This is a genomic window from Streptomyces sp. Go-475 (genome assembly GCF_003330845.1).
Lineage (GTDB): Bacteria > Actinomycetota > Actinomycetes > Streptomycetales > Streptomycetaceae > Streptomyces.
Map to the genome: position 1 here is coordinate 1,757,465 of NZ_CP026121.1, position 23,489 is coordinate 1,780,953.

The 23,489-nt window shown below is 72.9% G+C and carries 25 protein-coding genes; 12 read left to right on the forward strand and 13 right to left on the reverse strand.

All coding sequences use genetic code 11. The features are described from left to right. Positions 1-43 precede the first annotated feature (43 nt). The 3 genes from C1703_RS08030 (at position 44) to C1703_RS08040 (ending at position 2,219) form a co-directional block, all read left to right on the forward strand. Positions 44-1,036, forward strand: a complete 993-nt coding sequence (locus C1703_RS08030; RefSeq protein ID WP_114251242.1) for a DEDDh family exonuclease — start codon at positions 44-46, stop codon at positions 1,034-1,036. A gap of 102 nt (positions 1,037-1,138) precedes the next feature. Continuing rightward, on the forward strand, positions 1,139-1,372 hold the full coding sequence (locus tag C1703_RS08035; RefSeq protein ID WP_114251243.1) for a hypothetical protein: 234 nt from the start codon (positions 1,139-1,141) through the stop codon (positions 1,370-1,372). A gap of 49 nt (positions 1,373-1,421) precedes the next feature. Continuing rightward, positions 1,422-2,219, forward strand: coding sequence for an SURF1 family protein (locus C1703_RS08040; protein WP_275540422.1), 798 nt, complete (start codon positions 1,422-1,424; stop codon positions 2,217-2,219). A 127-nt stretch (positions 2,220-2,346) separates the two neighbouring features. Here the strand turns inward: C1703_RS08040 and C1703_RS08045 are convergent, their stop codons facing one another. Beyond that, positions 2,347-4,485, reverse strand: coding sequence for a carbon starvation CstA family protein (locus C1703_RS08045; RefSeq protein ID WP_114251245.1), 2,139 nt, complete (start codon positions 4,483-4,485; stop codon positions 2,347-2,349). Between the two features lie 57 nt (positions 4,486-4,542). Further along, positions 4,543-4,755, reverse strand: a complete 213-nt coding sequence (locus C1703_RS08050; protein ID WP_114251246.1) for a DUF3311 domain-containing protein — start codon at positions 4,753-4,755, stop codon at positions 4,543-4,545. Between the two features lie 168 nt (positions 4,756-4,923). On the opposite strand from C1703_RS08050, the gene C1703_RS08055 reads away from it, so the two are divergent. From C1703_RS08055 to C1703_RS08075, 5 genes are read left to right on the forward strand one after another with little or no spacing between them, the layout of a single operon-like run. After that, on the forward strand, positions 4,924-6,471 hold the full coding sequence (locus C1703_RS08055) for a sodium:solute symporter (RefSeq protein WP_114251247.1): 1,548 nt from the start codon (positions 4,924-4,926) through the stop codon (positions 6,469-6,471). 35 nt (positions 6,472-6,506) lie between these two features. After that, complete coding sequence (locus C1703_RS08060) at positions 6,507-7,052, forward strand: SigE family RNA polymerase sigma factor (RefSeq protein WP_114251248.1); 546 nt, start codon at positions 6,507-6,509, stop codon at positions 7,050-7,052. Then, positions 7,049-7,360, forward strand: a complete 312-nt coding sequence (locus C1703_RS08065; protein WP_031118925.1) for a hypothetical protein — start codon at positions 7,049-7,051, stop codon at positions 7,358-7,360. Before C1703_RS08060 ends, C1703_RS08065 begins: the two co-directional genes overlap by 4 nt. Before the next feature lie 33 nt (positions 7,361-7,393). Beyond that, on the forward strand, positions 7,394-9,187 hold the full coding sequence (locus C1703_RS08070; RefSeq protein ID WP_114251249.1) for a glycoside hydrolase family 15 protein: 1,794 nt from the start codon (positions 7,394-7,396) through the stop codon (positions 9,185-9,187). Between the two features lie 5 nt (positions 9,188-9,192). Beyond that, on the forward strand, positions 9,193-9,948 hold the full coding sequence (locus C1703_RS08075) for an SDR family oxidoreductase (protein WP_114251250.1): 756 nt from the start codon (positions 9,193-9,195) through the stop codon (positions 9,946-9,948). 21 nt (positions 9,949-9,969) lie between these two features. Here the strand turns inward: C1703_RS08075 and amaP are convergent, their stop codons facing one another. The 5 genes from amaP to C1703_RS08100 are packed head-to-tail and all read right to left on the reverse strand — an operon-like array spanning position 9,970 to position 12,338. Next, positions 9,970-10,548 (reverse strand): alkaline shock response membrane anchor protein AmaP, encoded by a 579-nt coding sequence (gene amaP, locus C1703_RS08080; protein WP_114251251.1) that lies wholly within the window; start codon positions 10,546-10,548, stop codon positions 9,970-9,972. Between the two features lie 6 nt (positions 10,549-10,554). Next, positions 10,555-11,244, reverse strand: a complete 690-nt coding sequence (locus tag C1703_RS08085; RefSeq protein ID WP_114251252.1) for a DUF6286 domain-containing protein — start codon at positions 11,242-11,244, stop codon at positions 10,555-10,557. After that, positions 11,241-11,624, reverse strand: coding sequence for an Asp23/Gls24 family envelope stress response protein (locus tag C1703_RS08090; protein WP_114251253.1), 384 nt, complete (start codon positions 11,622-11,624; stop codon positions 11,241-11,243). Before C1703_RS08090 ends, C1703_RS08085 begins: the two co-directional genes overlap by 4 nt. Beyond that, a complete protein-coding gene (locus C1703_RS08095) occupies positions 11,621-11,806 on the reverse strand; it encodes a hypothetical protein (protein WP_114251254.1) in 186 nt (61 codons plus the stop codon). The genes C1703_RS08090 and C1703_RS08095 overlap by 4 nt, the downstream gene beginning before the upstream one ends. 55 nt (positions 11,807-11,861) lie before the next feature. Beyond that, complete coding sequence (locus tag C1703_RS08100) at positions 11,862-12,338, reverse strand: Asp23/Gls24 family envelope stress response protein (RefSeq protein ID WP_114251255.1); 477 nt, start codon at positions 12,336-12,338, stop codon at positions 11,862-11,864. A gap of 87 nt (positions 12,339-12,425) precedes the next feature. On the opposite strand from C1703_RS08100, the gene C1703_RS08105 reads away from it, so the two are divergent. Next, positions 12,426-13,139, forward strand: a complete 714-nt coding sequence (locus tag C1703_RS08105; RefSeq protein WP_114251256.1) for a nucleopolyhedrovirus P10 family protein — start codon at positions 12,426-12,428, stop codon at positions 13,137-13,139. Positions 13,140-13,431: 292 nt separating this feature from the next. Here C1703_RS08105 and C1703_RS08110 read toward each other — a convergent pair whose 3' ends face one another. From C1703_RS08110 to C1703_RS08120, 3 genes are all read right to left on the reverse strand, one after another. After that, entirely contained in the window at positions 13,432-14,235 is an 804-nt protein-coding gene (locus tag C1703_RS08110; RefSeq protein WP_114251257.1) for an enoyl-CoA hydratase/isomerase family protein, read from the reverse strand. A gap of 153 nt (positions 14,236-14,388) precedes the next feature. Next, entirely contained in the window at positions 14,389-14,607 is a 219-nt protein-coding gene (locus C1703_RS08115; protein ID WP_010037790.1) for a helix-turn-helix domain-containing protein, read from the reverse strand. 351 nt (positions 14,608-14,958) lie between these two features. Continuing rightward, positions 14,959-16,557: an ABC-F family ATP-binding cassette domain-containing protein gene (locus C1703_RS08120; protein WP_114251258.1), complete on the reverse strand. Its 1,599-nt coding sequence runs from the start codon at positions 16,555-16,557 to the stop codon at positions 14,959-14,961. A 284-nt stretch (positions 16,558-16,841) separates the two neighbouring features. On the opposite strand from C1703_RS08120, the gene C1703_RS08125 reads away from it, so the two are divergent. Beyond that, positions 16,842-17,255 (forward strand): VOC family protein, encoded by a 414-nt coding sequence (locus C1703_RS08125; RefSeq protein ID WP_198678115.1) that lies wholly within the window; start codon positions 16,842-16,844, stop codon positions 17,253-17,255. A 34-nt stretch (positions 17,256-17,289) separates the two neighbouring features. Here C1703_RS08125 and C1703_RS08130 read toward each other — a convergent pair whose 3' ends face one another. The 3 genes from C1703_RS08130 to C1703_RS08140 all read right to left on the reverse strand — a co-directional run bounded on the left by C1703_RS08130 (position 17,290) and on the right by C1703_RS08140 (position 21,153). After that, positions 17,290-18,690 carry a hypothetical protein gene (locus C1703_RS08130; protein WP_198678116.1) on the reverse strand — a complete coding sequence of 467 codons (1,401 nt, stop codon included), beginning with the start codon at positions 18,688-18,690 and terminating at the stop codon, positions 17,290-17,292. 234 nt (positions 18,691-18,924) lie between these two features. Then, on the reverse strand, positions 18,925-20,052 hold the full coding sequence (locus C1703_RS08135; protein WP_114251261.1) for an alpha/beta fold hydrolase: 1,128 nt from the start codon (positions 20,050-20,052) through the stop codon (positions 18,925-18,927). Between the two features lie 369 nt (positions 20,053-20,421). Next, entirely contained in the window at positions 20,422-21,153 is a 732-nt protein-coding gene (locus C1703_RS08140; RefSeq protein WP_114251262.1) for a class II aldolase/adducin family protein, read from the reverse strand. Between the two features lie 194 nt (positions 21,154-21,347). On the opposite strand from C1703_RS08140, the gene C1703_RS08145 reads away from it, so the two are divergent. Continuing rightward, positions 21,348-22,100: a lysozyme gene (locus tag C1703_RS08145; protein WP_114251263.1), complete on the forward strand. Its 753-nt coding sequence runs from the start codon at positions 21,348-21,350 to the stop codon at positions 22,098-22,100. A gap of 143 nt (positions 22,101-22,243) precedes the next feature. After that, on the forward strand, positions 22,244-23,485 hold the full coding sequence (locus tag C1703_RS08150; RefSeq protein WP_114251264.1) for an inorganic phosphate transporter: 1,242 nt from the start codon (positions 22,244-22,246) through the stop codon (positions 23,483-23,485). Positions 23,486-23,489 lie beyond the last annotated feature (4 nt).

The following is a 23,489-nucleotide window of genomic DNA, read 5'->3' on the forward strand; positions in this document are numbered from 1 at the left end:
TGGCGGGCGGGAGTGTCAGTCCCGGCCCGTATCCTCAGGGACCATGCTGGAAGACCTGACGACCGCCGCCTTCTCTCCCACGTCGTGGCCGACCGCGTATCCCAAGGGGTACGCGGTCGTTGACGTGGAGACCACGGGCCTGGCCCGGGACGACCGCATCATCTCCGCGGCCGTCTACCGGCTGGACGCGCGCGGCGAGGTCGAGGACCACTGGTACACGATGGTCAACCCGGAGCGTGACCCGGGCCCCGTGTGGATCCACGGACTGACGAGCGAGGCGCTCGAGGGCGCGCCCCTCTTCCAGGACATCGCCGAGGAGTTCACGGCCCGGCTGGCGGGGCGGGTGCTCGTCGCGCACAACGCCGTCTTCGACTGGCAGATGATCGCCCGGGAGTACGCGCGCGCGGAGCGCGAGGCGCCGGTGCGCCAGCGGCTGTGCACGATCGCGCTCTCCAAGGAGCTCGGGCTTCCGCTGCCCAACCACAAGCTGGAGTCCCTCGCGGCGCACTTCGGCGTGGTCCAGCGGCGGGCGCACCACGCGCTGGACGACGCGCGCGTGCTGGCGGAGGCGTTCCGGCCCAGCCTCAAGGCCGCGGCGGCGAACGGCGTACGGCTGCCGCTGCACGAGTGCCGGCCGCTGACCGAGTGGTCGGACCGCCCCGCCGCGCCCCGCATCGGGCAGCAGGCGGGCTACGGCGGGTCCCGGCCGGGCAGTTGGCGTCCCTCCCGGAAGCGGCCCGCCTGCCCCTACCCCAACCCGGGGCGCTACGAGCCGGGCGGGCGGCTCAAGCAGGGCATGCGGGTCGCCTTCTCGGGTGACACGTCGGTCGAGCGGGAGCTGCTGGAGGACCGCGCGACCGAGGCCGGGCTGCACGTGGCGTCGAGCCTGTCCCGGCTGACGAGCCTGCTCGTCACGAACGACCCGGACTCGGGCACGTCCAAGGTGGTCAAGGCCCGCCAGTTCGGCACGCCGGTCGTGGACGAGGCGGCGTTCGGGCAGCTCCTCGCGGACGTGGAGCCGGCGTCCGAGGAGTGAGCCGGACACCGGGCGGCGGCGGACCGTACGGACGGGTGATTGCCGGGCGACTCGCCCGGCGGCCGCTCGCCCGGGCCGGGGTGACGGCCCACCCTGTGGCGCATGGCGACCTGTGAGGTATGTGGCAATCAGTACGGAATGACCTTCGAGGTGCACGCGCAGGGCGCGGTGCACGTCTTCGACTGCTTTGCCTGCGCGATCCACCGCATGGCCCCCATCTGCGAGCACTGCCGGGTCCAGATCATCGGCCAGGGCGTGGAGGTCGAGGGCCACTGGTACTGCGGCGCCCACTGCGCCCGCGCGGAGGGAAAGGTGGGAATTGTCGACAAGGTGTGAACCCGTACCCGCCTGAATGCACCCCACGACCGAGTTGTACGGTCGTGGGGTGTACCGCTTCCTGATGTCCCGGCAGTGGGTGATCCTCACGTTGATCGCCCTGCTCCTCATCCCCACGATGATCAGGCTGGGCATCTGGCAGATGCACCGCTACGAGGAGCGCACCGCCCGGAACCAGCTGGTCACCGACGCGCTGGCCGCCAAGCCGGTGCCGGTGGAGAAGCTGACCGCCCCGGGGCACACGGTCACCAGCGCCGAGCGGTACCGGACCGTGACCGCGAAGGGCCGGTTCGACACGGAGGACGAGGTCGTCGTCCGCCGCCGCACCAACTCCGACGACGAGGTCGGCTACCACGTCCTGACCCCCTTCGTCCTCGACGACGGCAAGGTCCTGCTGGTCAACCGGGGCTGGATCCCCTCCGACGGCCCGAGCCAGACCACGTTCCCCAAGGTGCCCGCCCCACCGGGCGGCGAGGTCACCGTCCAGGGCCGGCTGATGCCCAGTGAGACGACCGCGGCGAGCGGCATCAAGGACCTCAAGGGCCTGCCCGACCGGCAGATCATGCTGATCAACAGCGAGCAGGAGGCCCGGCGCCTCAAGGCCGAGGTGCTCGGCGGTTACATCGCCCAGACGGCTCCCGAGCCGAAGGGCGACACGCCCGAGCTGCTGGGCGACCCCGGCAAGGAGGACGCGGCGCTGAACTACGCGTACGCGATCCAGTGGTGGCTGTTCTCCGCGGCCGTCCCGGTCGGCTGGGTGGTCCTGGCCCGCCGCGAGGCCCGGGAGCGGGCGCAGGCGGCGGCGAAGAAGCAGGACGCCAGTGAGGCGGAACCGGCGGCGGTGTGACCACCGCCGGTCGTCCGGCCGCGTCAGCAGCAGCGGCCCTGCCGGCACTCCTCCCGGTGCGTCCGGTCGAGCACCTCCGCGAGTTCCCGCACGTACCAGCACACCGCCCGCGCCCAGCGCACGGCCCTCATGAGCGGGCTCCCGCCAGCGGCTCCTCCGGCACGTCGAGGCGGGACTCCACGTAGGGCGCCTCGGTCACCGGCAGGGAGCCCGGGGCCCGGATCGCCCGTGCGCAGACCACCGCCGCGTTGCCGATCACGACGGCGACGAGCAGCAGGAACAGGGCGATCAGCACGCCGTCCACGGTGGAGTTGGTGACCACGGTGTGCATGTCGTCGAGGTTCTTGGCGGGCGGCAGCACCTGGCCCGCGTCGAGGGCGTCGGCGTACCGCGTCCGCTGGGCGAAGAAGCCGATCTTCGGGTCGTCGGAGAAGATCTTCTGCCAGCCGGCGGTGAAGGTGATCGCGACGACCCAGGCGAGCGGGACGCCCGTGACCCAGGCCCAGCGCAGCCGGCCGGACTTGATCAGGATCGTGGTGCAGACGGCCAGGGCGATCGCGGCGAGGAGCTGGTTGGCGATGCCGAAGAGCGGGAAGAGCTGGTTGATCCCGCCGAGCGGGTCGGTGGCGCCGGTGTAGAGGAAGTACCCCCAGGCCGCCACGACGAGGGCGCTGCACAGCCAGATGCCCGGCTTCCAGGTGACCCGGCCGAGAGGCTTGAAGACGTTGCCGAGCATGTCCTGGAGCATGAAGCGGCCCACGCGGGTGCCGGCGTCCACCGTCGTCAGGATGAACAGCGCCTCGAACATGATCGCGAAGTGGTACCAGAAGGCCTTCATCCCGGCGCCCCCGAAGACCCCGGAGAAGATCTCCGACATGCCGACGGCCAGGGTCGGCGCCCCGCCGGAGCGGGCGATCAGGGTCTGCTCCTCCACGGCCCTGGCGGCCTGGGTGAGCTGGTCGGGGGTGATGGTGAAGCCGAGGCCGGCGACGGCGTGGGAGGCGGACTCGGCCGTGGTGCCGAGCAGGGCCGCCGGGGCGTTCATGGCGTAGTAGAGGCCCGGCTCCAGGGTCGCCGCGGCGATCAGCGCCATGATCGCGACGAACGACTCCATCAGCATGGCGCCGTAGCCGATCATCCGGACCTGGGACTCCTTCCGGATCAGCTTCGGGGTGGTCCCGGAGGCGACCAGCGCGTGGAAGCCGGACAGCGCGCCGCAGGCGATGGTGATGAAGAGGAAGGGGAACAGGCCCCCGGCGAAGACGGGCCCGGCGCCGGAGGAGGCGAAGTCGCTCACCGCGTCCGCGCGCATCACCGGCGCGGCGACGACCACGCCGACCGCGAGCAGGGCGATGGTGCCGATCTTCATGAAGGTGGAGAGGTAGTCGCGCGGCGCGAGCAGCATCCACACCGGCAGCACGGAGGCGACGAAGCCGTAGCCGACCAGGCAGAACACGAGGGTGGTGGGGCTGAGGGTGAAGGCGGAGGCCAGCGAGGACTCCTGCACCCAGCTGCCGCCGACGATGGCGAGCAGCAGCAGGACGACGCCGATCAGGCTGGTCTCGACGACCCGGCCCGGGCGGATGACGTGCAGCCAGAAGCCCATGAACAGGGCGATGGGGATGGTCATCGCGACGGAGAAGGTGCCCCAGGGGCTGTGCGCGAGGGCGTTGACGACGACCAGCGCGAGCACGCCCAGCAGGATGATCATGATGGCGAACACGGCGATCAGGGCGGCGGCCCCGCCCGCCCGGCCGATCTCGTCCCGGGCCATCTGGCCGAGCGAGGTGCCGTCCCGCCGCATCGACAGGAACAGCACGACCATGTCCTGCACCGCGCCCGCGAAGATCACCCCCGCCACGATCCACAGCGTCCCGGGCAGATAGCCCATCTGTGCCGCGAGGACCGGGCCGACCAGCGGTCCGGCGCCGGCGATGGCGGCGAAGTGGTGGCCGAGCAGCACCCGGCGGTCGGTGGGCTGGAAGTCGACGCCGTCCTCCAGCCGTTCGGCCGGGGTGGCCCGGCGGTCGTCCGGCTCGAGGACGCGGCGGGCGATGAACCGGGAGTAGAAACGGTAGGCGATGGCGTACGAGCCCAGGGCGGCGACCACCAGCCAGACCGCGGAGATCCGCTCGCCGCGGGCCAGGGCGAGGACGCCCCAGGCGACGGCGCCGAGCAGGGAGACGGCGGTCCACACCACAAACGATCGCAGACGTGACTTTTCCGGCGCTCGGGGGCCGGATTCGGGCAGGGCTGATGTGGGCATGGCGGCTCCTCGCCTCAACAGGTGGGTGAAACAGGGGGTGCGGAACAGCGGTGTCGTTCAGCGATGTCGTTCGGTCAGCGCGTACGCCGCGAGCAGGCACAGGCCGCAGCCCGGTACCCAGGCCAGCTGGTACCAGTAGAAGAACGGCGTCCCCGCGAACCGCGGATCCGCCCCGGCGTACAGCGGGACCCACAGCAACCCGGCCGCGGGTGCGAGGAGCAGCACGGCGACGGCGACGCGCCGTAGCCGGGGATGTCCGGTCCGTGCCATGACCTGCGCTCCTCTCCCGCTCGCTGTCGGTCTGTGCAAGAGTTGCGCACCCGCCGGAAGTGGTTGACACGGCGTTTCCAGAAGATTTCCCCCCGGTTCCCTGTCCTCCGGACGGGCCGTCCGCGCAACTCTCGCGCGAGGGCACAGGCACACCAAGGACGGTGACCCATGGCTGACGGCGCCATGACCGCGACGTTCCTCGCCGTGATCGGCGGGGCGTCGCTGCTCGCCGTCACCGCGCGGCGGCTGCGCGCCAACGACCGGCTGCCGTCGCTGGAGGGCTGGGCCCTGGCCGACCGGAGTCTCGGCCCGGTGTGGACCTGGTTCCTGCTGGGCGGCACGATCTTCACCGCGTACACGTTCACCGCCGTACCGGGGCTGGCGTACGGCAACGGCGCTCCCGCCTTCTTCGCGGTGCCGTACACGGTGATCGTCTGTCCGCTGGCCTTCGTGCTGCTGAGCCGGCTGGGGAGCGTGGCCCGGCGGCACGGCTACATCACCGCCGCCGACTTCGTGCGGGGCCGCTACGGCTCGCCCCCGCTGGCCCTGGTGGTCGCGCTCACCGGGATCCTCGCCACGATGCCGTACCTGGCGCTGCAACTGCTCGGCATCCGGGCGGTGCTGACGGCCGGGGGCGTGTACCCGCGGGGCGCCGCCGGGGACCTGGTGCTGGTGGCGCTGTTCGCGGGGCTCGCGGTGGCCACCTACCGGCACGGGCTGCGGGCGCCGACGGTCATCTCGGCGCTGAAGGCGGTGGCCGTGTTCGTGTCGCTGACCGCCGTGACCTGGCTGGTGCTGGAACGCTTCGGCGGTCCGGGCCCGGTCTTCGACGGCGCCGCGGAGCGGCTGGGCGGCCCCGCGCTGCTGCTCTCCCCCGGGCAGCAGCCGGCCTACGCCACCCTCGCCCTCGGCTCCGCGCTCGCCCTGCTGATGTACCCGCACGTGCTCACCGCCGGTTTCGCCGCCGACGGGCCGCGCACCCTGCGCCGCGTCTCGGTGGCGCTGCCCGCCTGGACCGGACTGCTCGCGCTGTTCGGTTTCCTCGGCATCGCCGCCCTCGCGGCCGGGGTGCGGGCACCGCGCGGAGGGGCCGAGGCGGCCGTGCCGATGCTGGTCGACCGGCTGATGCCGGCGCCGCTGGCCGGGCTGGTGTTCGCCGCGATCGCCGTCGGGGCACTGGTCCCGGCGGCGGTGATGTCGATCGCCGCGGCCACGAGCTTCGTCCGCAACGTGTACGTCGAGTACGTCCATCCGACGGCCACGCCCAAGCGGCAGGTGCGGATCGCCAAGGCGGTCTCGCTCACCGCGAAGGTGGGGGCCGTGGCGTTCGTGTTCGGGCTGCGCGACCAGGACGCCGTCAACCTCCAGCTGCTCGGCGGCGTGTGGATCCTGCAGATCTTCCCGGCCGTCGCCGTCGGACTGTTCACCGGACGGCTCCACCCCCGGGCGCTGCTCGCCGGATGGGCCGTGGGCATGGCGTCGGGGACGTACCTGGTGGTGCGCGAGGGGTTCTCCTCGATCGTGCCGCTCGGTACCGGCGCCGGGCCGCTGGAGATCTACGCCGGGCTCGCCGCCCTGCTGCTCAACCTGACCGTCGCGGTGGCCGGCACCGCGGCCCTCGAACGCCTCGGCGTGCCACGCGGCGCCGACGCCACCGACCTGCCGTCCCGCCTGACCGTCCGGCGCCGCCCGGAGACGGGAGCGAACCACCTGTGAGACGCAGAGAGAACCCCACACTGCCCCCCGCGGCGGTGCCACCGGCACCGGCCGGGCCGCTCGCCTCCCCGGCGGCCGGCGACCCCGCCGACCTGGAGCGGGAGGCCGGTGTCGCCCACCTCTTCGAGCTGCACTACTCCTCGATGCTGCGCCTGGCCGTGCTGCTCGGCGCCGACGACCCGGAGAACGTGGTGGCCGAGGCGTACTACCAGATCTACCGCAAGTGGCGGCGCCTGCGGGACGTGGCCGCGGCGGAGGCCTATCTGCGCTCCACCGTCTGCAATCTGACGCGGATGCGGATACGGCACCTCCAGGTCGCCCGCCGGCACGAGGAGAACCCGCCGGACGAGACGGTCGCCTCCGCCGAGCACGCCGCGCTGCTGCGCGAGGACCAGCGCGTGCTGATCGACGCGCTGCAGCAGTTGCCGCCCCGGCAGCGCGAGGCGCTGGTGCTGCGGCACTGGCTCGGGCTCAAGGAGAGCGAGATAGCCGCCGCGATGGGCATCTCCGGCGGCTCGGTCAAGACGCACACGGCACGCGGCATCGCCGCCCTGACCCAGGCGATGGAGGCCCGGCGATGACGCATCGAGACGCGACTCCGTCGCACGGCACCGACCGGACGGAGCAGGAGCTGCGCGAGGCGCTCCGGGCACTGGCGGGCGGGGTGCTCCCCGACCCGGACGCGTACCGCACGGCACGCGGCGAGTGGCTGCGGCGCGAGCGCAGGCGGCGGCTCGTGCTGGCCGTGCTCATCACCGTCGTCTTCGCGCTGGCGGTGCTGATCGGCCTGTGGGTGCTCAACCAGGCCCCGTCGGATCCGGGGGTGATCTTCTCGGGCACCGGCGCCGCGGCCGCCGACGGCCTGTCACTCCCCCGGCCTCTGCCCTGATTGCCGCGCCGACTTGCCGGGAACCCGCACTGCGTGCATCCCAGCATCGAGGACTACGCGATCGTCGGCGACGAGCAGACCGCTGCCCTGGTCGGCACGGACGGATCCGTCGACTGGCTGTGCCTGCCCCGCTTCGACTCCGCCGCCTGCTTCGCCAAGCTGCTCGGTGACGAGGACAACGGCTACTGGCGCATCGCCCCCGTGGGGGCGGACCGGTGCACCCGGCGCGCCTACCGCCGCGACACCCTCGTCCTGGACACCGAGTGGGAGACCGAGCAGGGGGCGGTCCGGGTCACCGACCTGATGCCCCAGCGCGACCGGGCCCCCGACCTCGTACGCGTCGTCGAGGGCCTGGACGGCGAGGTGACGCTGCACAGCGTCCTCAAGCTGCGCTTCGACTACGGCTCGATCGTGCCGTGGGTACGCCGGGTCGACGGCCACCGCGTCGCCGTCGCCGGACCGGACTCGACGTGGCTGCGCAGCGAACCGGAGGTGCGCAGCTGGGGCGAGGACTTCGGCACGCACGCGGAGTTCACGGTCAGGAAGGGGGAGAAGGTCGCCTTCGTCCTGACCTGGCACCCCTCCCACGAACCGCGCCCCCCGCTCGTCGACCCCTTCGAGGCGCTGCGCCACAGCGTCGAGGACTGGCAGGCCTGGGCGTCGCGCTGCCGCTACGACGGGCCGTACCGGGACGCCGTCGTCCGCTCCCTGATCACCCTCAAGGCGCTCACCTACGCCCCGACCGGCGGCATCGTCGCCGCCGCCACGACCTCCCTGCCCGAGGAGCCGGGCGGGGTGCGCAACTGGGACTACCGCTACTGCTGGCTGCGCGACTCCACCCTCACCCTGGGCGCGCTGCTGGCGGCTGGCTACCAGGAGGAGGCGGAGGCCTGGCGGAACTGGCTGCTGCGCGCGGTCGCGGGCGACCCGGCGGACCTGCAGATCATGTACGGCCTGGCGGGCGAGCGGCGGCTGCCGGAGTTCGAGCTGCCCTGGCTGTCCGGCTTCGACGAGTCCACGCCCGTGCGCATCGGCAACGACGCCGTGAACCAGCTCCAGCTGGACGTCTACGGCGAGGTCATGGACTCCCTGTCCCTGGCCCGGGAGTCGGGCCTGTCCCCGCAGCCGGACGTCTGGGCCCTGCAGACGGCCCTGATGGACTTCCTGCGCACCCATTGGCGGCAGCCGGACGAGGGACTGTGGGAGGTGCGCGGCGGCCGGCGCCAGTTCGTGCACTCGAAGGTGATGGTGTGGGTGGCCGCCGACCGCGCCGTGCGCACGCTGGAGCGCCATCCGGAGCTGGACGGCGACCTGGACGGCTGGCGCGCGCTGCGCGACGAAGTGCACCGCGAGGTGTGCGAGAAGGGCTACGACCCGCAGCGCAACACCTTCACCCAGTCCTACGGCTCGCGCGAACTGGACGCCGCGCTGCTGCTCATCCCGCGCGTCGGCTTCCTGCCGCCCGACGATCCGAGGGTGATCGGCACCATCGACGCGGTCCGCAAGGAGCTGGAGCACGGCGGCCTGCTGCGGCGGTACAGCACCACCGACGCGGACTTCACGGACGTCGACGGTCTGCCCGGCAGCGAGGGCACCTTCCTGGTGTGCTCGTTCTGGCTGGCGGACGCCCTGCACATGACGGGCCGCACGGAGGAAGCCCGACAGCTGTTCGAGCGGCTGATGGGGCTCGCCAACGACGTCGGACTGCTGGCCGAGGAGTTCGACCCGGTGACCGGCCGGCAGCTCGGCAACTTCCCGCAGGCGTTCAGCCACATCGGCCTGGTGAACACCGCCCTCGCCCTCTCCGGGGAGGACGGGGCAGGATAGGGGCCATGGATCTTGGACTGAAGGACCGGGTGTACGTCGTCACGGGAGCCACGCGGGGCCTCGGCAACGCCTCCGCGCGTGAGCTCGTCGCGGACGGGGCGAAGGTGGTCGTCTCGGGGCGGGACGAGAAGGGTGTCGCCGACGCGGCGGCCGAGCTGGGCCCGAGCGCGGTCGGGGTGGCCGTCGACAACGCCGACCCCGAGGCGCCGGCCCGGCTGATCGGGGCCGCGCGGGAGCACTTCGGGCGGGTCGACGGCGTCCTGGTCAGCGTGGGCGGCCCGCCGGCCGGGTTCGTCGCGGACAACACGGACGAGCAGTGGCAGACGGCGTTCGAGTCGGTGTTCCTCGGTGCGGTGCGGCTGGCGCGCGCCGCGGCCGCCGAGCTGGAGCCCGGGGGGGTCATCGGGTTCGTGCTGTCCGGGTCGGTGTACGAGCCGATCGCGGGGCTGACGATCTCGAACGGGCTGCGGCCGGGCCTGGCGGGCTTCGCCAAGTCGCTCTCCGACGAACTGGGGCCGCGCGGCGTTCGGGTGGTGGGGGTGCTGCCCGGGCGGATCGACACGGATCGCGTGCGCGAGCTGGACGGGTTGTCGGCGGACCCGGAGGCGACCAGGGCCGCCGCGGAGTCGCGGATCCCGTTGCGGCGGTACGGGACGCCGCAGGAGTTCGGGCGGGTGGCCGCGTTCTTGTTGTCGCCGGCTGCTTCGTATCTGACGGGTGTGATGGTCCCTGTGGACGGCGGAGCCCGGCACGGCTTCTGACGGCGGCCCCTCGGCCGGCCGTCAGCTCACCCTCTCCGCACGGTGCTTGACACCCGTCAGCCGTACCTCCGCCGGAAGCGACGCCAGGCCCGCCGATGTCCTGGCATGGGTCAGGGCACCGGTGGTGAAGTCGTCCAACGCGGCCCCCGGGTCCACGTGCGGCTCCAGTGCGAGGCGTACGCGGGCCTCGGGGGCGCTGCGGCGGCCCGTCAGGTGGGCGTGGGACCGGTCGACGCCGTCGATCCGGGCCGCCTCCCCGGTGAGGACGTCCTCCAGGGCCCGGCCGCGCAGCAGCGCGCCCTCGCCGTCCCCGGTGTCGACGAGGATCTCGGCGAGGCGGCGTCGGCGCAGCACCGAGACGAGCCACCACAGGGCGAGCAGCAGCAGGACGGCGAGTGCGGCGATGACGACCGGCCACCACCAGCCGGCGTCGCGCCAGCGGGTGCGTTCGGCGTCGCTCAGCAGCACGTCGTGCCGGTCCTGGTGGATCCACCAGGAGGGCGCGGGAGCGCCGAGGCCGACGGCCAGGACGGAGCCGCCCAGCACCAGCAGGACGAGGCCCACCAGCCCGAGGAACACGCGGTTGACGATCCTGAGCACCGGCCCTCACCCCTTCCGGCCGGGCCGCCGGACGCGCACCGACAGCGAGGGCGGCCGGGACAGCCCCAGTCCGCGGACCGCGTCGGCGAGCACGGCGTCCAGATCGGTTCGTACCTCGTCCAGTTCACGGAAGTGGGCCAGGGCGCGGACGTCCGCGCGGCGCCGGCGCACCTTCACCCGTGCCGACTGCACGCCGGCCACCTCCACCGCCCGGTCGCGCAGCGCGGTCGCGGCGGCGTCCCGGTCCAGTCCCGCGCGGACGTCGGCGTGCGTGCGGCGCATCGGGAGCACGTGCCGCAGGCCGGGGGTGGCGGCCAGGAGCAGCAGCCAGAGCCCGAGGGCGGCGGCGATCCCGGCTCCGACGAGCACCCAGGTGTCGTCGAGAGGCCGTTCGGCGAGCTGCCGGGCCAGCTCCCGGCGCCAGCTCATGCCGGGCCGGTCGGCGCGTACCGAGACGATGTCGTAGAGGAACAGCCCGGCGAGGGCCAGGAGCAGCAGGGCGACGACGGCCGCGGAGATGCGGCGCGCCGACCAGAAGCGGCCCGCGCGGCCGCCTTCGCCGTCGGGCGCGGCCGGCGGTCCGTGGGTGGCCGACGCCTCGGACCGGCCGGGGCCGGCCTGCGTCTTCTCCAGGACCGGCAGGCGCTGGGTGGTGCCTTCGGGCTCGGGGGCTTCCCTGCCCTGGGGTTCGCTCATCGGGTCCTCCCCTGTGCCGCGCCGTGCGCGGCGGTCAGGTGCAGCCGCTCCACGTGGACGACGACCTCCGGCACCTGCATTCCCGCCAGAGCGCCCACCCGTTCGACGACTTGGCGGCGCACCCGGCGGCAGCGGTCGCCGATGTCGCAGGGGTAGTCGAGTTCGACGTGGACGCGGACGTGGACCACGTGATGGTGGACGACGACCGAGGCGGACGGCCGGCCGGCGTCGGGGGGCAGCGTCCCGACCGCCTCACGGGCCGCCTGTGAGGCGATCTTCGCGACGACCCGGTCGGCGATCCGGGTCGCGCCGCGCTCCCCGGCCGGGACGACGGTCAGAGGTCTGTCGAGCTCACCGGCCCCCGCACTCACGGATGTCACCGCCGCCGTTCGCCACGGGTGCGGAAGAAGTCGCCCAACTCCATGTCCCCCTCCAGGAACCGGCCGACGACGAAGCCGACGGCGCCCAGCGCCGCCACCAGCAGGAAGGCACCGAATCCGCCGAAATACCCGGCGAAGGCCAGCGCCATGCCGGCGATCATGCCGACCACGGCCATGCTCATGCGCTCCTCAGCTCCTCAGCTCCGCAGCCGCTGTGTTGTCCGGTGTCCCTGGGCCTCACTGGATCCGGCGCTCCGGTTCCTCTTCCTCTTCGTCCGGCAGCTTCACGTCGCTCACCGCGATGTTGACCTCGACGACCTCCAGGCCCGTCATCCGCTCGACGGCGGTGATGACGTTCTCCCGTACGTCCCTGGCCACGTCGGCGATCGACACGCCGTAGTCGACGACGATCTCCAGGTCGAGGGCGGCCTGCACCTCGCCGACCTCGGCCTTCACCCCGCGCGTCACGCCCGACTTCTGGCCGCCGGGCACGCGGTCGCGCACTGCTCCGAACGTGCGGGACAGTCCGCTGCCCATGGCGTGCACGCCGTCCACGTCGCGTGCGGCGAGCCCGGCGATCTTCTCCACGACACCGTCGGCGATGGTCGTCCGTCCCCGGGAGCCCGGGTCCGCCCCACCGCGCTTGGCCAGCGGACTCCTGCGTGCCGCCGCCGTCTCGGTCTCCCCGCCCCGGTTCTCGGTCATGTCAGTCATCGCCGTACGTCCTTTTCGGTCGTCGTCCTTCGACCACCGTAAGCATGGTTACGGGATAGCGCGCCTCTGATGCGGCAGGCTGGAGGAATGACGGCCGACCGGTGGACACGGGCAGTGAGACATCAGCTGGGTTTCGGCAGGCTCTTGCCGTTGGGTGACGCGCGTGACGGCGCGTGGATCGCCGAGCAGGCGGCCGAGGCGGTGCTGCGGCGCGCGGCCGAGGACGCGCCGGGCGTGCGCGTCGACGCGCTCCATATCGTGCTCGCCGACGCGGCGGACACGCAGGCGCCGGCGGTGCCCGCTCCGCCGAGCGGCCTGCCGCCCGGCCCGCTGCGGGTGACGGCCGAGTTCGCGGCCACGGCCTCGGAGCCGCTGCCGACGACGGCGTCCCTGCTGCGGGCGACGCTGGCGACCGCCGCGACGCAGCGGATCGGCCTGGCGGTGCGAGAGGTGGATCTGCGGGTGACGGGGCTGCTGGACGGGGAACCGGAACCCGGGCCCGCCGCCGGTTCTCCTGAACCGCCGGGCGCCGCGCACCCGGAGACGGGCGACGAGGCCCGTGTGGCGGCGACGGCCCTCGCGGTCCCGGGCGTGCTCCGGCTGACCGGCGCGCTGGGTCATCCCGTGCACATCGAGGAACTGCCGGGCGAAACTGCGCTGTCCCACCGCCATGTCCGGGTGGAGCTGGCCGTGGGCGCGGACCACCGGGCCCGGGACGTGGCCCGCGCGGTCCGCACGGCGGTCAGGACGTCACTGCCGGACCACCCCACGGTGGCGGTACTGGTGAGCGCGATCGGCTGACCGCGCGGACCGGCTCGACGACTCGGCTGACGGCCCTGTCCGCCCGGCGACCGACTGACCGGCCGAGTCGGGCCGACGACCGACTGACCGGCTGACCGGCCGAGTCGGGCCGGCGACCGGCTGACCGCCCGAGAGGGCTCGAGATCGGCTGACCGCCCGGGGCGGGTCGGCGATCGGGGCACCGTCCAGGCGGGCCCGGCGACCGGCTGACCGCCCGGGGCGGGTCGGCGATTGACTGACCGCGCAGGTGGGCCAGGACGACCCGCTGACCGCCCGGCGCGGCCGGTGGGCGTCAGTCGCCGACGCCCGCGAGGTCACGCAGCCTGCGCGCCTGGGACTGGCGTTCGGCGCGGCGCTGCTCCTCGTAGGTGCGGTCCTGGGCGCCGCGCAGCAGGGCCTTGGTCTCGATGACGGCGTCACGGGGCGCGGCGAGGACAGCCGCGGTGAGGTCGCGGACCGTGGCGTCGAGCTGGTCGGCGGGCACGGCCACATTGGCCAGCCCGGTGCTGACGGCCTCCTCGGCCGTGACGAAGCGCCCGGTCACGCAGATCTCCAGCGCGCGGGCGTATCCGACGAGTCCCACCAGCGGGTGCGTGCCCGTCAGGTCGGGCACGAGTCCGAGGCTGGTCTCGCGCATGGCGAACTGCACGTCGTCGGCGACGACGCGCAGATCGCAGGCGAGGGCGAGCTGGAAGCCCGCCCCGATGGCGTGCCCCTGGACGGCGGCGACGGAGACGATGTCGCTGCGCCGCCACCAGGTGAACGCCTCCTGGTATTCGGCGATGGTCGCGTCCAACTCGGCGTCGCCGCCCCGCGCGAGGTCGACGAACGACGGTTCGCCGTCGAAGCCCTCGGGCGTGAACGCCTGCCGGTCGAGACCGGCTGAGAAGGACTTGCCCTCGGCCCGCAGCACCACGACGCGGACGGAGCCCGGCAGCAGCCGCCCGGCCTCGGTCAGCGCCCGCCACAGAGCGGGGCTCTGCGCGTTGCGCTTGGCCGGGTTGGTCAGCGTCACCGTGGCGATCGCGTCGTCGACGGTGAGCCGTACGCCGTCCTTGTCGAGTACGGGAACGAGGTCCTGGTCGGACGAAGCCATGGGACGCCTCCGATGTGTGCGGTCGTCTTCCATGCCGTGCGACGGCGGATGTCCCGCCGTACCACGGCACAGCTAAGTGACTGCACAGTAACCACCCGGTCGCTCAGCCTGCCGACCGGGTGGCCACCATCGAAGCCGTGGGGCCACTCGGGGTCAGGCCGTGGCCTTCTTGCCCCGCGTCGCCCCGCCACGCCCTCGCAGCGTGACGCCCGACTCACTGAGCATGCGGTGCACGAAGCCATACGAGCGGCCGGTCTCCTCGGCCAACGCCCGGATGCTCGCACCGGCGTCGTACTTCTTCTTCAGGTCTGCCGCGAGCTTGTCGCGCGCGGCGCCGGTCACCCGGCTGCCCTTCTTCAGAGTCTCGGCCACCCGTGCCTCCTCATGGGAAGTGCGCTCTGGTCTCCTCATGATCACCCCTCCGGGCCCTGATGGCCACCCATTCGGCAAGGTCCGTGAGACAAGGTTGTGACGACGGGAGCGCATCCCCACATACGGAATGCGGAATTCCGGAGCGGAGTGTCCGTACGGCCGAACGGATTGCCCCGGGAAATACCAGGTCAGAAAGGCGGCGCGGCCGAGCCCGGAAGAATCGGGGGCTCGGCCGCGAAATCGTTGTAGGACACACCTCGGTACGAGGAGATCTCACACAGATGATGGATCACCGCTGGGCCGAATGATCCAACGCCGTTGATCACGCATTCGATCAAGCGGTACTGACACTCAGGCCAGGGCGACGAGATCCGCGTAGTCGGCGCCCCACAGGTCCTCGACGCCGTCCGGCAGCAGGATGATCCGCTCCGGCTGCAGCGCCTCGACCGCGCCCTCGTCGTGCGTGACGAGGACGACCGCGCCCTTGTAGGTGCGCAGCGCGCCGAGGATCTCCTCGCGGCTGGCCGGGTCGAGGTTGTTGGTGGGCTCGTCGAGGAGCAGCACGTTCGCCGAGGACACCACCAGCGTGGCGAGCGCCAGACGGGTCTTCTCACCGCCGGAGAGGACGCCGGCGGGCTTGTCGACGTCGTCGCCGGAGAACAGGAACGAGCCGAGCACCTTGCGGACCTCGACGAGGTCCATGTCGGGCGCGGCCGAGCGCATGTTCTCCAGGACCGTGCGGTCGGGGTCGAGGGTCTCGTGCTCCTGAGCGTAGTAGCCGAGCTTCAGGCCGTGGCCGGGGACGACCGCGCCGGTGTCGGGCTGCTCGACGCCGCCCAGCAGCCGCAGCAGGGTGGTCTTGCCGGCGCCGTTGAGGCCCAGGATGACGACGCGGGAACCCTTGTCGATGGCCAGGTCGACGTCGGTGAAGATCTCCAGCGAGCCGTAGGACTTCGACAGGCCCTCGGCCATCAGCGGGGTCTTGCCGCAGGGCGCCGGCTCGGGGAAGCGGAGCTTGGCGACCTTGTCGGACTGGCGGACCGCCTCCAGGCCCGAGAGCAGCTTGTCGGCGCGGCGGGCCATGTTCTGCGCGGCGACGGTCTTGGTGGCCTTGGCGCGCATCTTGTCGGCCTGCGAGTGCAGGGCGGCGGCCTTCTTCTCGGCGTTGGCGCGCTCGCGCTTGCGGCGCTTCTCGTCGGCCTCGCGCTGCTGCTGGTACAGCTTCCAGCCCATGTTGTAGACGTCGATCTGGGCGCGGTTGGCGTCCAGGTAGAACACCTTGTTCACGACCGTCTCGACCAGGTCGACGTCGTGGGAGATCACGATGAAGCCGCCGCGGTAGGTCTTGAGGTAGTCGCGCAGCCAGATGATCGAGTCGGCGTCGAGGTGGTTGGTCGGCTCGTCGAGCAGCAGCGTGTCCGCGTCGGAGAACAGGATCCGGGCCAGCTCGATACGGCGGCGCTGACCGCCGGAGAGGGTGTGCAGGGGCTGGCCGAGCACGCGGTCGGGCAGGTTGAGCGCGGCGGCGATGGTGGCGGCCTCGGCCTCGGCGGCGTACCCGCCCTTGGTGAGGAACTCCGTCTCCTGGCGCTCGTACTGCTTGAGGGCCTTCTCGCGGGTGGCGCCCTTGCCGTTGGCGATGCGCTGTTCGTTGTCGCGCATCTTGCGGATCAGGACGTCCAGGCCGCGGGCGGAGAGGATGCGGTCGCGGGCCAGGACGTCGAGGTCGCCGGTGCGGGGGTCCTGCGGGAGGTAGCCGACCTCGCCGGAGCGGGTGATGGTGCCGCCCGCGGGCATGGCCTCGCCCGCGAGGCACTTGGTGAGGGTGGTCTTCCCCGCGCCGTTGCGGCCGACCAGGCCGATGCGGTCGCCCTTGGCGACGCGGAAGGTGGCGTTTTCGATGAGGACGCGGGCACCGGCGCGCAGCTCGATACCGGAGGCGGAGATCACGGACAGACTCCAGGGCGGATACGGGGGCGGGATGGGCGAATCAGGGGGTGCCGCGCGTAGCGCGCCATTGCAAGGGTGGTGGCGGGCGACGGGCGGGCGTTCCCGCCGTCTAATGCGCGAGGAGAAAGGCCATGGGGGACAGTCTAACGGGGCCGTGCAACCACTTTTTCTGCGTGCGGGTGTTCGGTTCGTCTCGCCGGGTCGTTGTCAGTGGTGGGTGCGAGACTGAGCAGCAGAACGGGATGATCGGATTTCCGGCGACCGGGCACAAGGGAGTGATCGGCATGGCAGGCACGTCCGGCGGGCGTCCCAGCATCTGCCCGACGCTGCTCTACGCGGACGCGAAGGCGGCGATCCGGCAGCTCACGGAGGCCTTCGGCTTCACGGAGCTGTCGGTGTACGAGGGCGAGGACGGCTCGGTGCTGCACGCGGAGCTGGCACAGGGCAACGGCGCGGTGATGGTCGGCAGCAAGGGCCGCGGCGGCGTGTTCGACGCGGCCATGAAGGACGCGGGCACCACGGGGGTGTACGTGGTGGTGGACGACGTGGACGCGCACCACCGCCGCGCCGTCGACCACGGCGCGGAGATCCTCATGCCCCCGACGGACCAGGACTACGGCTCGCGGGACTACATGGCCCGGGACCTCGAGGGCAATGTGTGGAGTTTCGGCACGTACGCGCCCGAGATACCGGGCTGACACCCCGGGCGCCGGCCCCGGCGGGCCGCCGGTGCTAGCTGCCGCCGGTGTGCACCTGGAAGGCCGCCCGGCGCACGGCCTTGGCCAGGGCCGGGTCGGGGTGTGCCGCGGCGAGGGCGACCAGGACCTGCACGGTGCGCGGATGACCCACGGCCCGCACCTCGTCGAGGAGCATCGGGACGGTCGGCTGCACGGCGGACTCCAGGTGGCGGACGAGCAGCGGGGCCTCTCCGTGGTCGGCGACGGCGGCGGCGGTGTCCACCCACAGCCAGGTCGCCTCCTCCCGGGTGAGGACCTCGTGGGCGTCCTCCGGGTCGGCCCCGTCGTGCTCGGCCAGCCACAGCAGCGCGTACGGCCTCAGCGTCGGCTCCTCCAGCACGGCGCGGACGTCCGGCTCGGCGGGGGCGCCGACCACGCGCAGCGCCTCGAAGGCGAGGCCGCGCAGCAGGGCGTCCTCGCCGCGGGCGGCGTCGAGCAGCTCGGTGACGGCGCTGCCGACGGTGCGGGCGGCGAGCCAGGCGCGGTACTCGGCGCGGGCCGCGTTCGGGCGCAGCTGGGCGCAGCCGCGGAGCATGTCCTCGGCGCCCTGCTCGATGTTCCCGGCGGGGCTCTGCGCGGCGACGCAGATCTGCTCCAGCTTGACCCAGACGGCCCAGCTGCCGAGCGGGGTGAGCGTGGCCTGGCCGTCGCCGTAGGTGAGGGCGCCGACGGAGGCGAGGGCGCGCAGGGCCCAGTCGAGGAGGGGCGCGAGCGGGGCGTCGGTGGGCTCCGGTTCGGCCGTCGGCTCGGGCTGGGGGCCGTAGGGGATCTCGCAGCGGGCGGTGCGCAGTTCGGTGACGCGCTGCTCCAGGAGGTCCAGGAGCTGCTCGACGGGGACGGGGCCGGCGGACAGCTGGAGGAAGGAGAGCACCTGCGGCATGGCCGAGACGACCTCGGCGACGGCGGCGGGCTCGTGGTCCTCGGGTTCCGGACAGGCGAGCGACCAGGCGTCGAAGAGGGCGACCCAGCCGCGCAGTACGGCGCTGTCGTCGCGGTTCCAGGCGCGCAGCCGCCAGCCGGGGCGGGCACTGTCGCCGTGCACCTCGACCAGGCCGGCGAGGCGGGCGGTGTCCCAGTCGGCCCTGACCTGAGCGGGGGTCAGGCCGAGGTCCGAGGCGGCGCGTTCGGCGGTCGCGTCGGAGAGGGTGGCCTTGCCGTCGGCGGTGGCGCTGTCCCCGCCGGGGCCGAGGGCGGCGTCGGCCCAGCGGGCGACGCGGGCGGCGCCGGCCAGGCCGGAGCGTGCCATTCTGGCCAGCTCCGCCGGTGCCGGGGTGCCCTCCGGGGGGCGCGGCGCGGGGCGGCGCGAGCGCTGCTGGTTCATCGCTCTGGGGGCGGCGGCCAGGGGTCGCGGGCGGACGAGTCGAAGCCTGGAGTCGCGCGGGATACGGGACGTCACGGGGGCAGTCTTCCGGTTGACGGTCCGAAAACCCAAACGGAATGTCACGGCGGGCGACGGGGAAGGCCAACGCACCGGCCCCCGGGAGTGGTCGAGGGCCGGGAACAGGCCAGTGGTACGACGCTAAACGGAATCATCACGACCGGTCGGTAGGGAGCGGGACGGGACGTGGTTGCGACGGGGCGAAGGGGGCGTGAACGGGGGGTGCGTGACGTGCCGGCACCGCCGGGGAGGTCACATGAGGGGGGTCAGGAAGCGCCGCAGGGCCTCCTCGTAGGCCTCGGGGTCGGCGTTCCACATCGCTCCGTGGGGGGCGTCGCGGACGGTGTGCAGGGCGACCATGTCGGGGCGGGCGCCGGCGAGGCGGCGGGAGAGCTGCCAGGGGGCGACCGTGTCGTCCGGGCCGTGGAAGACGAGGGTGGGGACGCGGACGCCGTCGTACGGGTCGGTTCCCGCGGCGCGGTCGCCGTACAGGCCGGTGCGGCCCTGGGCGGCGCGGACCGCGAGGGGCAGCAGCGGGCCCGGGGTGCGGCGGGCGCCGGCCAGGGCGCGCAGGGTGGTCTCCCAGTGGAGGACCGGGGAGTCCAGGACGAGCCCGGAGACGCGCTCGCGGAGTCCCGAGTGCTCGGCGGCGCGCAGGGCCATGGTGGCGCCGGTGGACCAGCCGTGCAGGACGACCTGGCGGGCTCCGTGGCGCTCGGCGTAGCGGAGGGCCGCGTCGAGGTCGCGCCACTCGGTCTCGCCGAGGTGGTTCAGGCCGTCGGGCGGGCGGGGTGCGCCGAGGTCGCCGCGGTAGGCGAGGGCGAGGACCGGGAAACGGTTGCGGTGCAGGAACTCCATGATGTTCAGGGCGATTTCCCGGGTGGTGCCCAGGCCGTGCACGGCGATCACCCAGGTGTCCCGGGCGCCGGGCACGAACCACGCGGGCAGCGTGCCGAGTTCGCCGGGGATGTCGACGTCGGCGTGTTCGAGGCCGAGGGCGGCGCTCGGGTTGCCGACGTACACGTTGGGGGTGAGCCAGGCCTTGTCGCCGGGGCGCAGGGTGCCGTGGGTGACGCTCTCCAGGCGGCGTACGACGGTGTCGGCGGGGTGCGGGGCCTCGGCCAGGACGGGGCCGACGACCGCGTGGGAGCCGTCGCCGGCCAGGCCGTAGCGGCCGGGCCGCAGGGCGGCCAGGTCCCGGGTGAGGCTGATCTGTCCGGCGGCGGTGCCGTGCACGGTGAGCCGGGGTTCGGTGGGCAGGGGCCTGCCCGGAGGCGCCTTGAGCGCGGCGTCGCTGGCGAACCGGCCGGCGGCCACCGCGGCGGCCCCGGCCCCGATCACGGCGGTGACGGCAGCGGCCGTCGCTTTGACAGTGCGCACCCGACCAGTGTCCTGGCGGACGCGGCCGGGGACCAGTGGGGGGTAGCGGTGGGGTGAGGGGTGGGGAGCGGCGCGCGGGGGCAGCGTGCAGGCGGGGCGCAGGGTCGGCGGCCGGCTCCGGGCTGGGCCGGGACGCCGACGTCCGGCGGCGCACTAGCCGGGCGCGTCCCGGCGGCCAGCGACCTGCGGCTTGGCCAGTCCCTGCGGCCGGTGGCCTCTGGGCTGGGACCGGAAGGGACGTTGGCCTGCCGGCCGGGAGCGGAAGCGATGTCGGCCTGCGGGGCTGGAGCCGGAAAGGCTGTGGCAGAGCGGGGGCGTGTGGGCGGTGGTGGCAGCCGGTGCCGTGTGATCCCCGCCCGGGCGGCGCGGTTACCGGCGCTGGCCGTAGTCGCGCAGGCGCTGTTCCACCTCCGTCAGTTGTTCGCGGGAGAGCAGGGTCGGGGACATGCCCGGCACCGACGTGGCGGTCAGCCACAGGTGGCACATCCATTCCAGTTGGGCGGTGCGGTCGTAGGCCTGGTCGAGGGTGGCGCCGTAGGTGACGGTGCCGTGGTTCTGGAGGAGACAGCCGGAGCGGCCGGCGAGGGCGCGGAGCATGTTCTCGGCCAACTCGTCGGTGCCGTACGTGGCATACGGGGCAACCCGGACGGGCCCGCCGAGGGCGGCGGCCATGTAGTGGATCAGTGGGAGCTCGCTCACGAGCGTCGAGACGGCCGTCGCGTGCACGGCGTGGGTGTGGACGACGGCGCGGGCGTCGGCCGTGCGGTAGACGGCGAGGTGCATGGGCAGTTCGCTGGTCGGGACTAGCGTGCCGAGGACCTGTCGGCCGTCGAGGTCGACGCCGGTCACGTCGCCGGGGGTCAGCCGGTCGTAGGGGACGCCCGACGGTGTGACCAGGACGGTGTCCCCGACGCGCACCGAGACGTTGCCCGACGTGCCGACGACGAGCCCCTCGGCGACCGTCCTGCGGGCCGTGGCGACGAGGTCCTCCCAGGCGCTCGCCTCCTCGGGCCGGACTCCTCTGCGCCGTGGCTCCCCCGCGCCCGGTCCGCCGTCCCGGACGTCCCGTCCGCCCCGTTCGTCACCTCGCTGCTCAGCCATGCGGCGATCCTGCCAGCCGTCCCCTCGACCCGCCGTCGGGCGGGGGCACTTTAGGCCGGAAGCCGACCATCCGTAAGGGCGCAGACCGGCACAAAGCCCTCGCGATCTTTCTTGGCCGGAGATATTCGGGCATTCAACGATCTTCCAGTACGCTCTGGGGGATTTGCCTACACGTCGCCATTCCGGGGGGAAACATGGCCCGTGACCGCACACCGACCCGACGTCGCGGCCGATGGCTCGCGCTGTACGCGGCGGCGCTCGCCCTGGGAGGGACGGCGCTGGCCGAGGCGCCGGCCTCGGCGGCGAGCCGCCCGAAGGGACACGACGTCTCGTCCCACCAGAAGAACGTCGACTGGCAGAGCGCGAAGAAGAAGGGCGCGCGGTTCGTCTACGTCAAGGCGACCGAGTCCACCACCTACCGCAACCCGTACTTCGGTCAGCAGTACAACGGCTCGCGCACCGCGGGCCTCGTCCGCGGCGCGTACCACTTCGCGCTGCCGAACCGGTCGTCGGGCGCGGCGCAGGCGGCGCACTTCGTGGGCAACGGCGGCAGCTGGAGCGCGGACGGCTGGACGCTGCCTCCCGCGCTCGACATCGAATACAACCCGTACGACAAGAAGCGAAGGTGCTACGGCCTGAGCAAGGCGCAGATGGTCGGCTGGATCAGGTCGTTCAGCGACGAGGTCAAGCGGCTCACCGGCCGCCGCCCGGTGATCTACACGACCACCCACTGGTGGAAGACGTGCACGGGCGACAGCTCCGCCTTCGCCGCCGACCACCCGCTGTGGATCGCCCGCTACGACGCGGCGAGTGCGGGGACGCTGCCGGCGGGGTGGTCGTCGTGGACCTTCTGGCAGTACGACAACGGCAGCGGCGCCCTGCCGGGTGACCAGAATCTCTTCAACGGGTCACTCGATCGACTGAAGCGGTTCGCAAGGGGCGCCTGACGGTTGGGGCGCAAGGCCTGCTCAGCGGGGTGGAACGCCCACCTTCCGTTGCGGACACCCCTGCGCCCCTCCCAGTTCATCTTCCGTTCACTCAGGTTACCTACGTTCATCTGGCCAACGACCTCGAACGATTGCCTGGGTAAATGGAAAGCTTCTCGCTGATCCTCGCGATTGTGGTGGTAACCGCACTCGCGTTCGATTTCACGAACGGTTTCCACGACACCGCGAACGCGATGGCCACGACCATTTCCACGGGCGCCATGAAGCCCAAGGTCGCCGTGGCCATGTCCGCTGTCCTCAACCTGGTCGGCGCCTTCCTGTCCGTCGAAGTCGCCAACACGATCTCCAAAGGCCTCGTCGACGAGGCCGGTATCCGTCCCGAGGTCATCTTCGCCGCCCTGGTCGGCGCGATCCTCTGGAACCTGCTGACCTGGCTGGTCGGTCTGCCGTCCAGTTCCTCGCACGCCCTGATGGGCGGCCTGATCGGCGCCACGATCGCCTCGGCGGGCGTCGGCGCGGTGCACGGCGACGTGCTGGTGACGAAGGTGCTGATCCCGGCGATCGCCGCCCCGCTGGTCGCGGGCATCGCGGCGATGCTCGCCACGCGGCTGACGTACTCCCTGGGCAGGAAGGCCGACGGCAAGGCCTCCGAGAAGGGCTACCGGGCCGGCCAGATCGCCTCCGCGGGCCTGGTCTCCCTGGCGCACGGCACCAACGACGCGCAGAAGACGATGGGTGTCATCACCCTGGCCCTGGTCGCCGGCGGCGCCGTCGCGCCCGACTCCGACCCGCCGATGTGGGTCATCCTCTCCGCGGGCATCGCGATCGCGCTCGGCACCTACCTGGGCGGCTGGCGCATCATCCGCACCATGGGCAAGGGCCTGACCGACCTCCAGCCGCAGCAGGGCTTCGCCGCCCAGACCAGCGCGGCGACGGTCATCCTGGCCTCGTCCCACCTCGGCTTCTCCCTGTCCACCACGCACTCGGTGTCCGGCTCCGTGATGGGCGCCGGTCTCGGCCGCAAGGGCGGCGTGGTCCGCTGGTCGACGGCGACGCGCATGTTCGTCGCCTGGGGTCTGACCCTGCCGGCAGCGGCCCTGGTGGGCGCGCTCGCCGAGTACGTGACCGGCTTCGGCGACTGGGGCACCGCCGTGGTGGCCGTCTTCCTCGTCGCCTCGTCGGCGGCCATCTGGAAGGTCTCCCGGCGTGAGGTCGTCGACCACACCAACGTCAACGACACCGACGACACCGAGCCGGCCGGTGTGGTGACCACGGCGATGGCCGCGGTGACGCCGCCCCCCGCGGGCGGTACCGCCGCCGACGTGCCGCCGATACCGGCCCAGGCCACCAGTGAGCGCACCCCCTCCACGACCACGACGGTCTGACCCG

Bases quoted from the DNA above. Each gene is read 5' to 3' on its own strand.
- C1703_RS08045 (WP_114251245.1), bottom strand. From the start codon at position 4,485: ATGCCCACATCAGCCCTGCCCGAATCCGGCCCCCGAGCGCCGGAAAAG.
- C1703_RS08065 (WP_031118925.1), top strand. From the start codon at position 7,049: ATGACGCATCGAGACGCGACTCCGTCGCACGGCACCGACCGGACGGAG.
- C1703_RS08095 (WP_114251254.1), bottom strand. From the start codon at position 11,806: ATGAGCATGGCCGTGGTCGGCATGATCGCCGGCATGGCGCTGGCCTTC.
- C1703_RS08105 (WP_114251256.1), top strand. From the start codon at position 12,426: ATGACGGCCGACCGGTGGACACGGGCAGTGAGACATCAGCTGGGTTTC.
- C1703_RS08110 (WP_114251257.1), bottom strand. From the start codon at position 14,235: ATGGCTTCGTCCGACCAGGACCTCGTTCCCGTACTCGACAAGGACGGC.
- C1703_RS08100 (WP_114251255.1), bottom strand. From the start codon at position 12,338: ATGACTGACATGACCGAGAACCGGGGCGGGGAGACCGAGACGGCGGCG.
- C1703_RS08030 (WP_114251242.1), top strand. From the start codon at position 44: ATGCTGGAAGACCTGACGACCGCCGCCTTCTCTCCCACGTCGTGGCCG.
- C1703_RS08050 (WP_114251246.1), bottom strand. From the start codon at position 4,755: ATGGCACGGACCGGACATCCCCGGCTACGGCGCGTCGCCGTCGCCGTG.
- C1703_RS08125 (WP_198678115.1), top strand. From the start codon at position 16,842: ATGGCAGGCACGTCCGGCGGGCGTCCCAGCATCTGCCCGACGCTGCTC.
- C1703_RS08055 (WP_114251247.1), top strand. From the start codon at position 4,924: ATGGCTGACGGCGCCATGACCGCGACGTTCCTCGCCGTGATCGGCGGG.
- C1703_RS08140 (WP_114251262.1), bottom strand. From the start codon at position 21,153: ATGGCTGAGCAGCGAGGTGACGAACGGGGCGGACGGGACGTCCGGGAC.
- C1703_RS08035 (WP_114251243.1), top strand. From the start codon at position 1,139: ATGGCGACCTGTGAGGTATGTGGCAATCAGTACGGAATGACCTTCGAG.
- C1703_RS08085 (WP_114251252.1), bottom strand. From the start codon at position 11,244: ATGAGCGAACCCCAGGGCAGGGAAGCCCCCGAGCCCGAAGGCACCACC.
- C1703_RS08150 (WP_114251264.1), top strand. From the start codon at position 22,244: ATGGAAAGCTTCTCGCTGATCCTCGCGATTGTGGTGGTAACCGCACTC.
- C1703_RS08075 (WP_114251250.1), top strand. From the start codon at position 9,193: ATGGATCTTGGACTGAAGGACCGGGTGTACGTCGTCACGGGAGCCACG.
- C1703_RS08145 (WP_114251263.1), top strand. From the start codon at position 21,348: ATGGCCCGTGACCGCACACCGACCCGACGTCGCGGCCGATGGCTCGCG.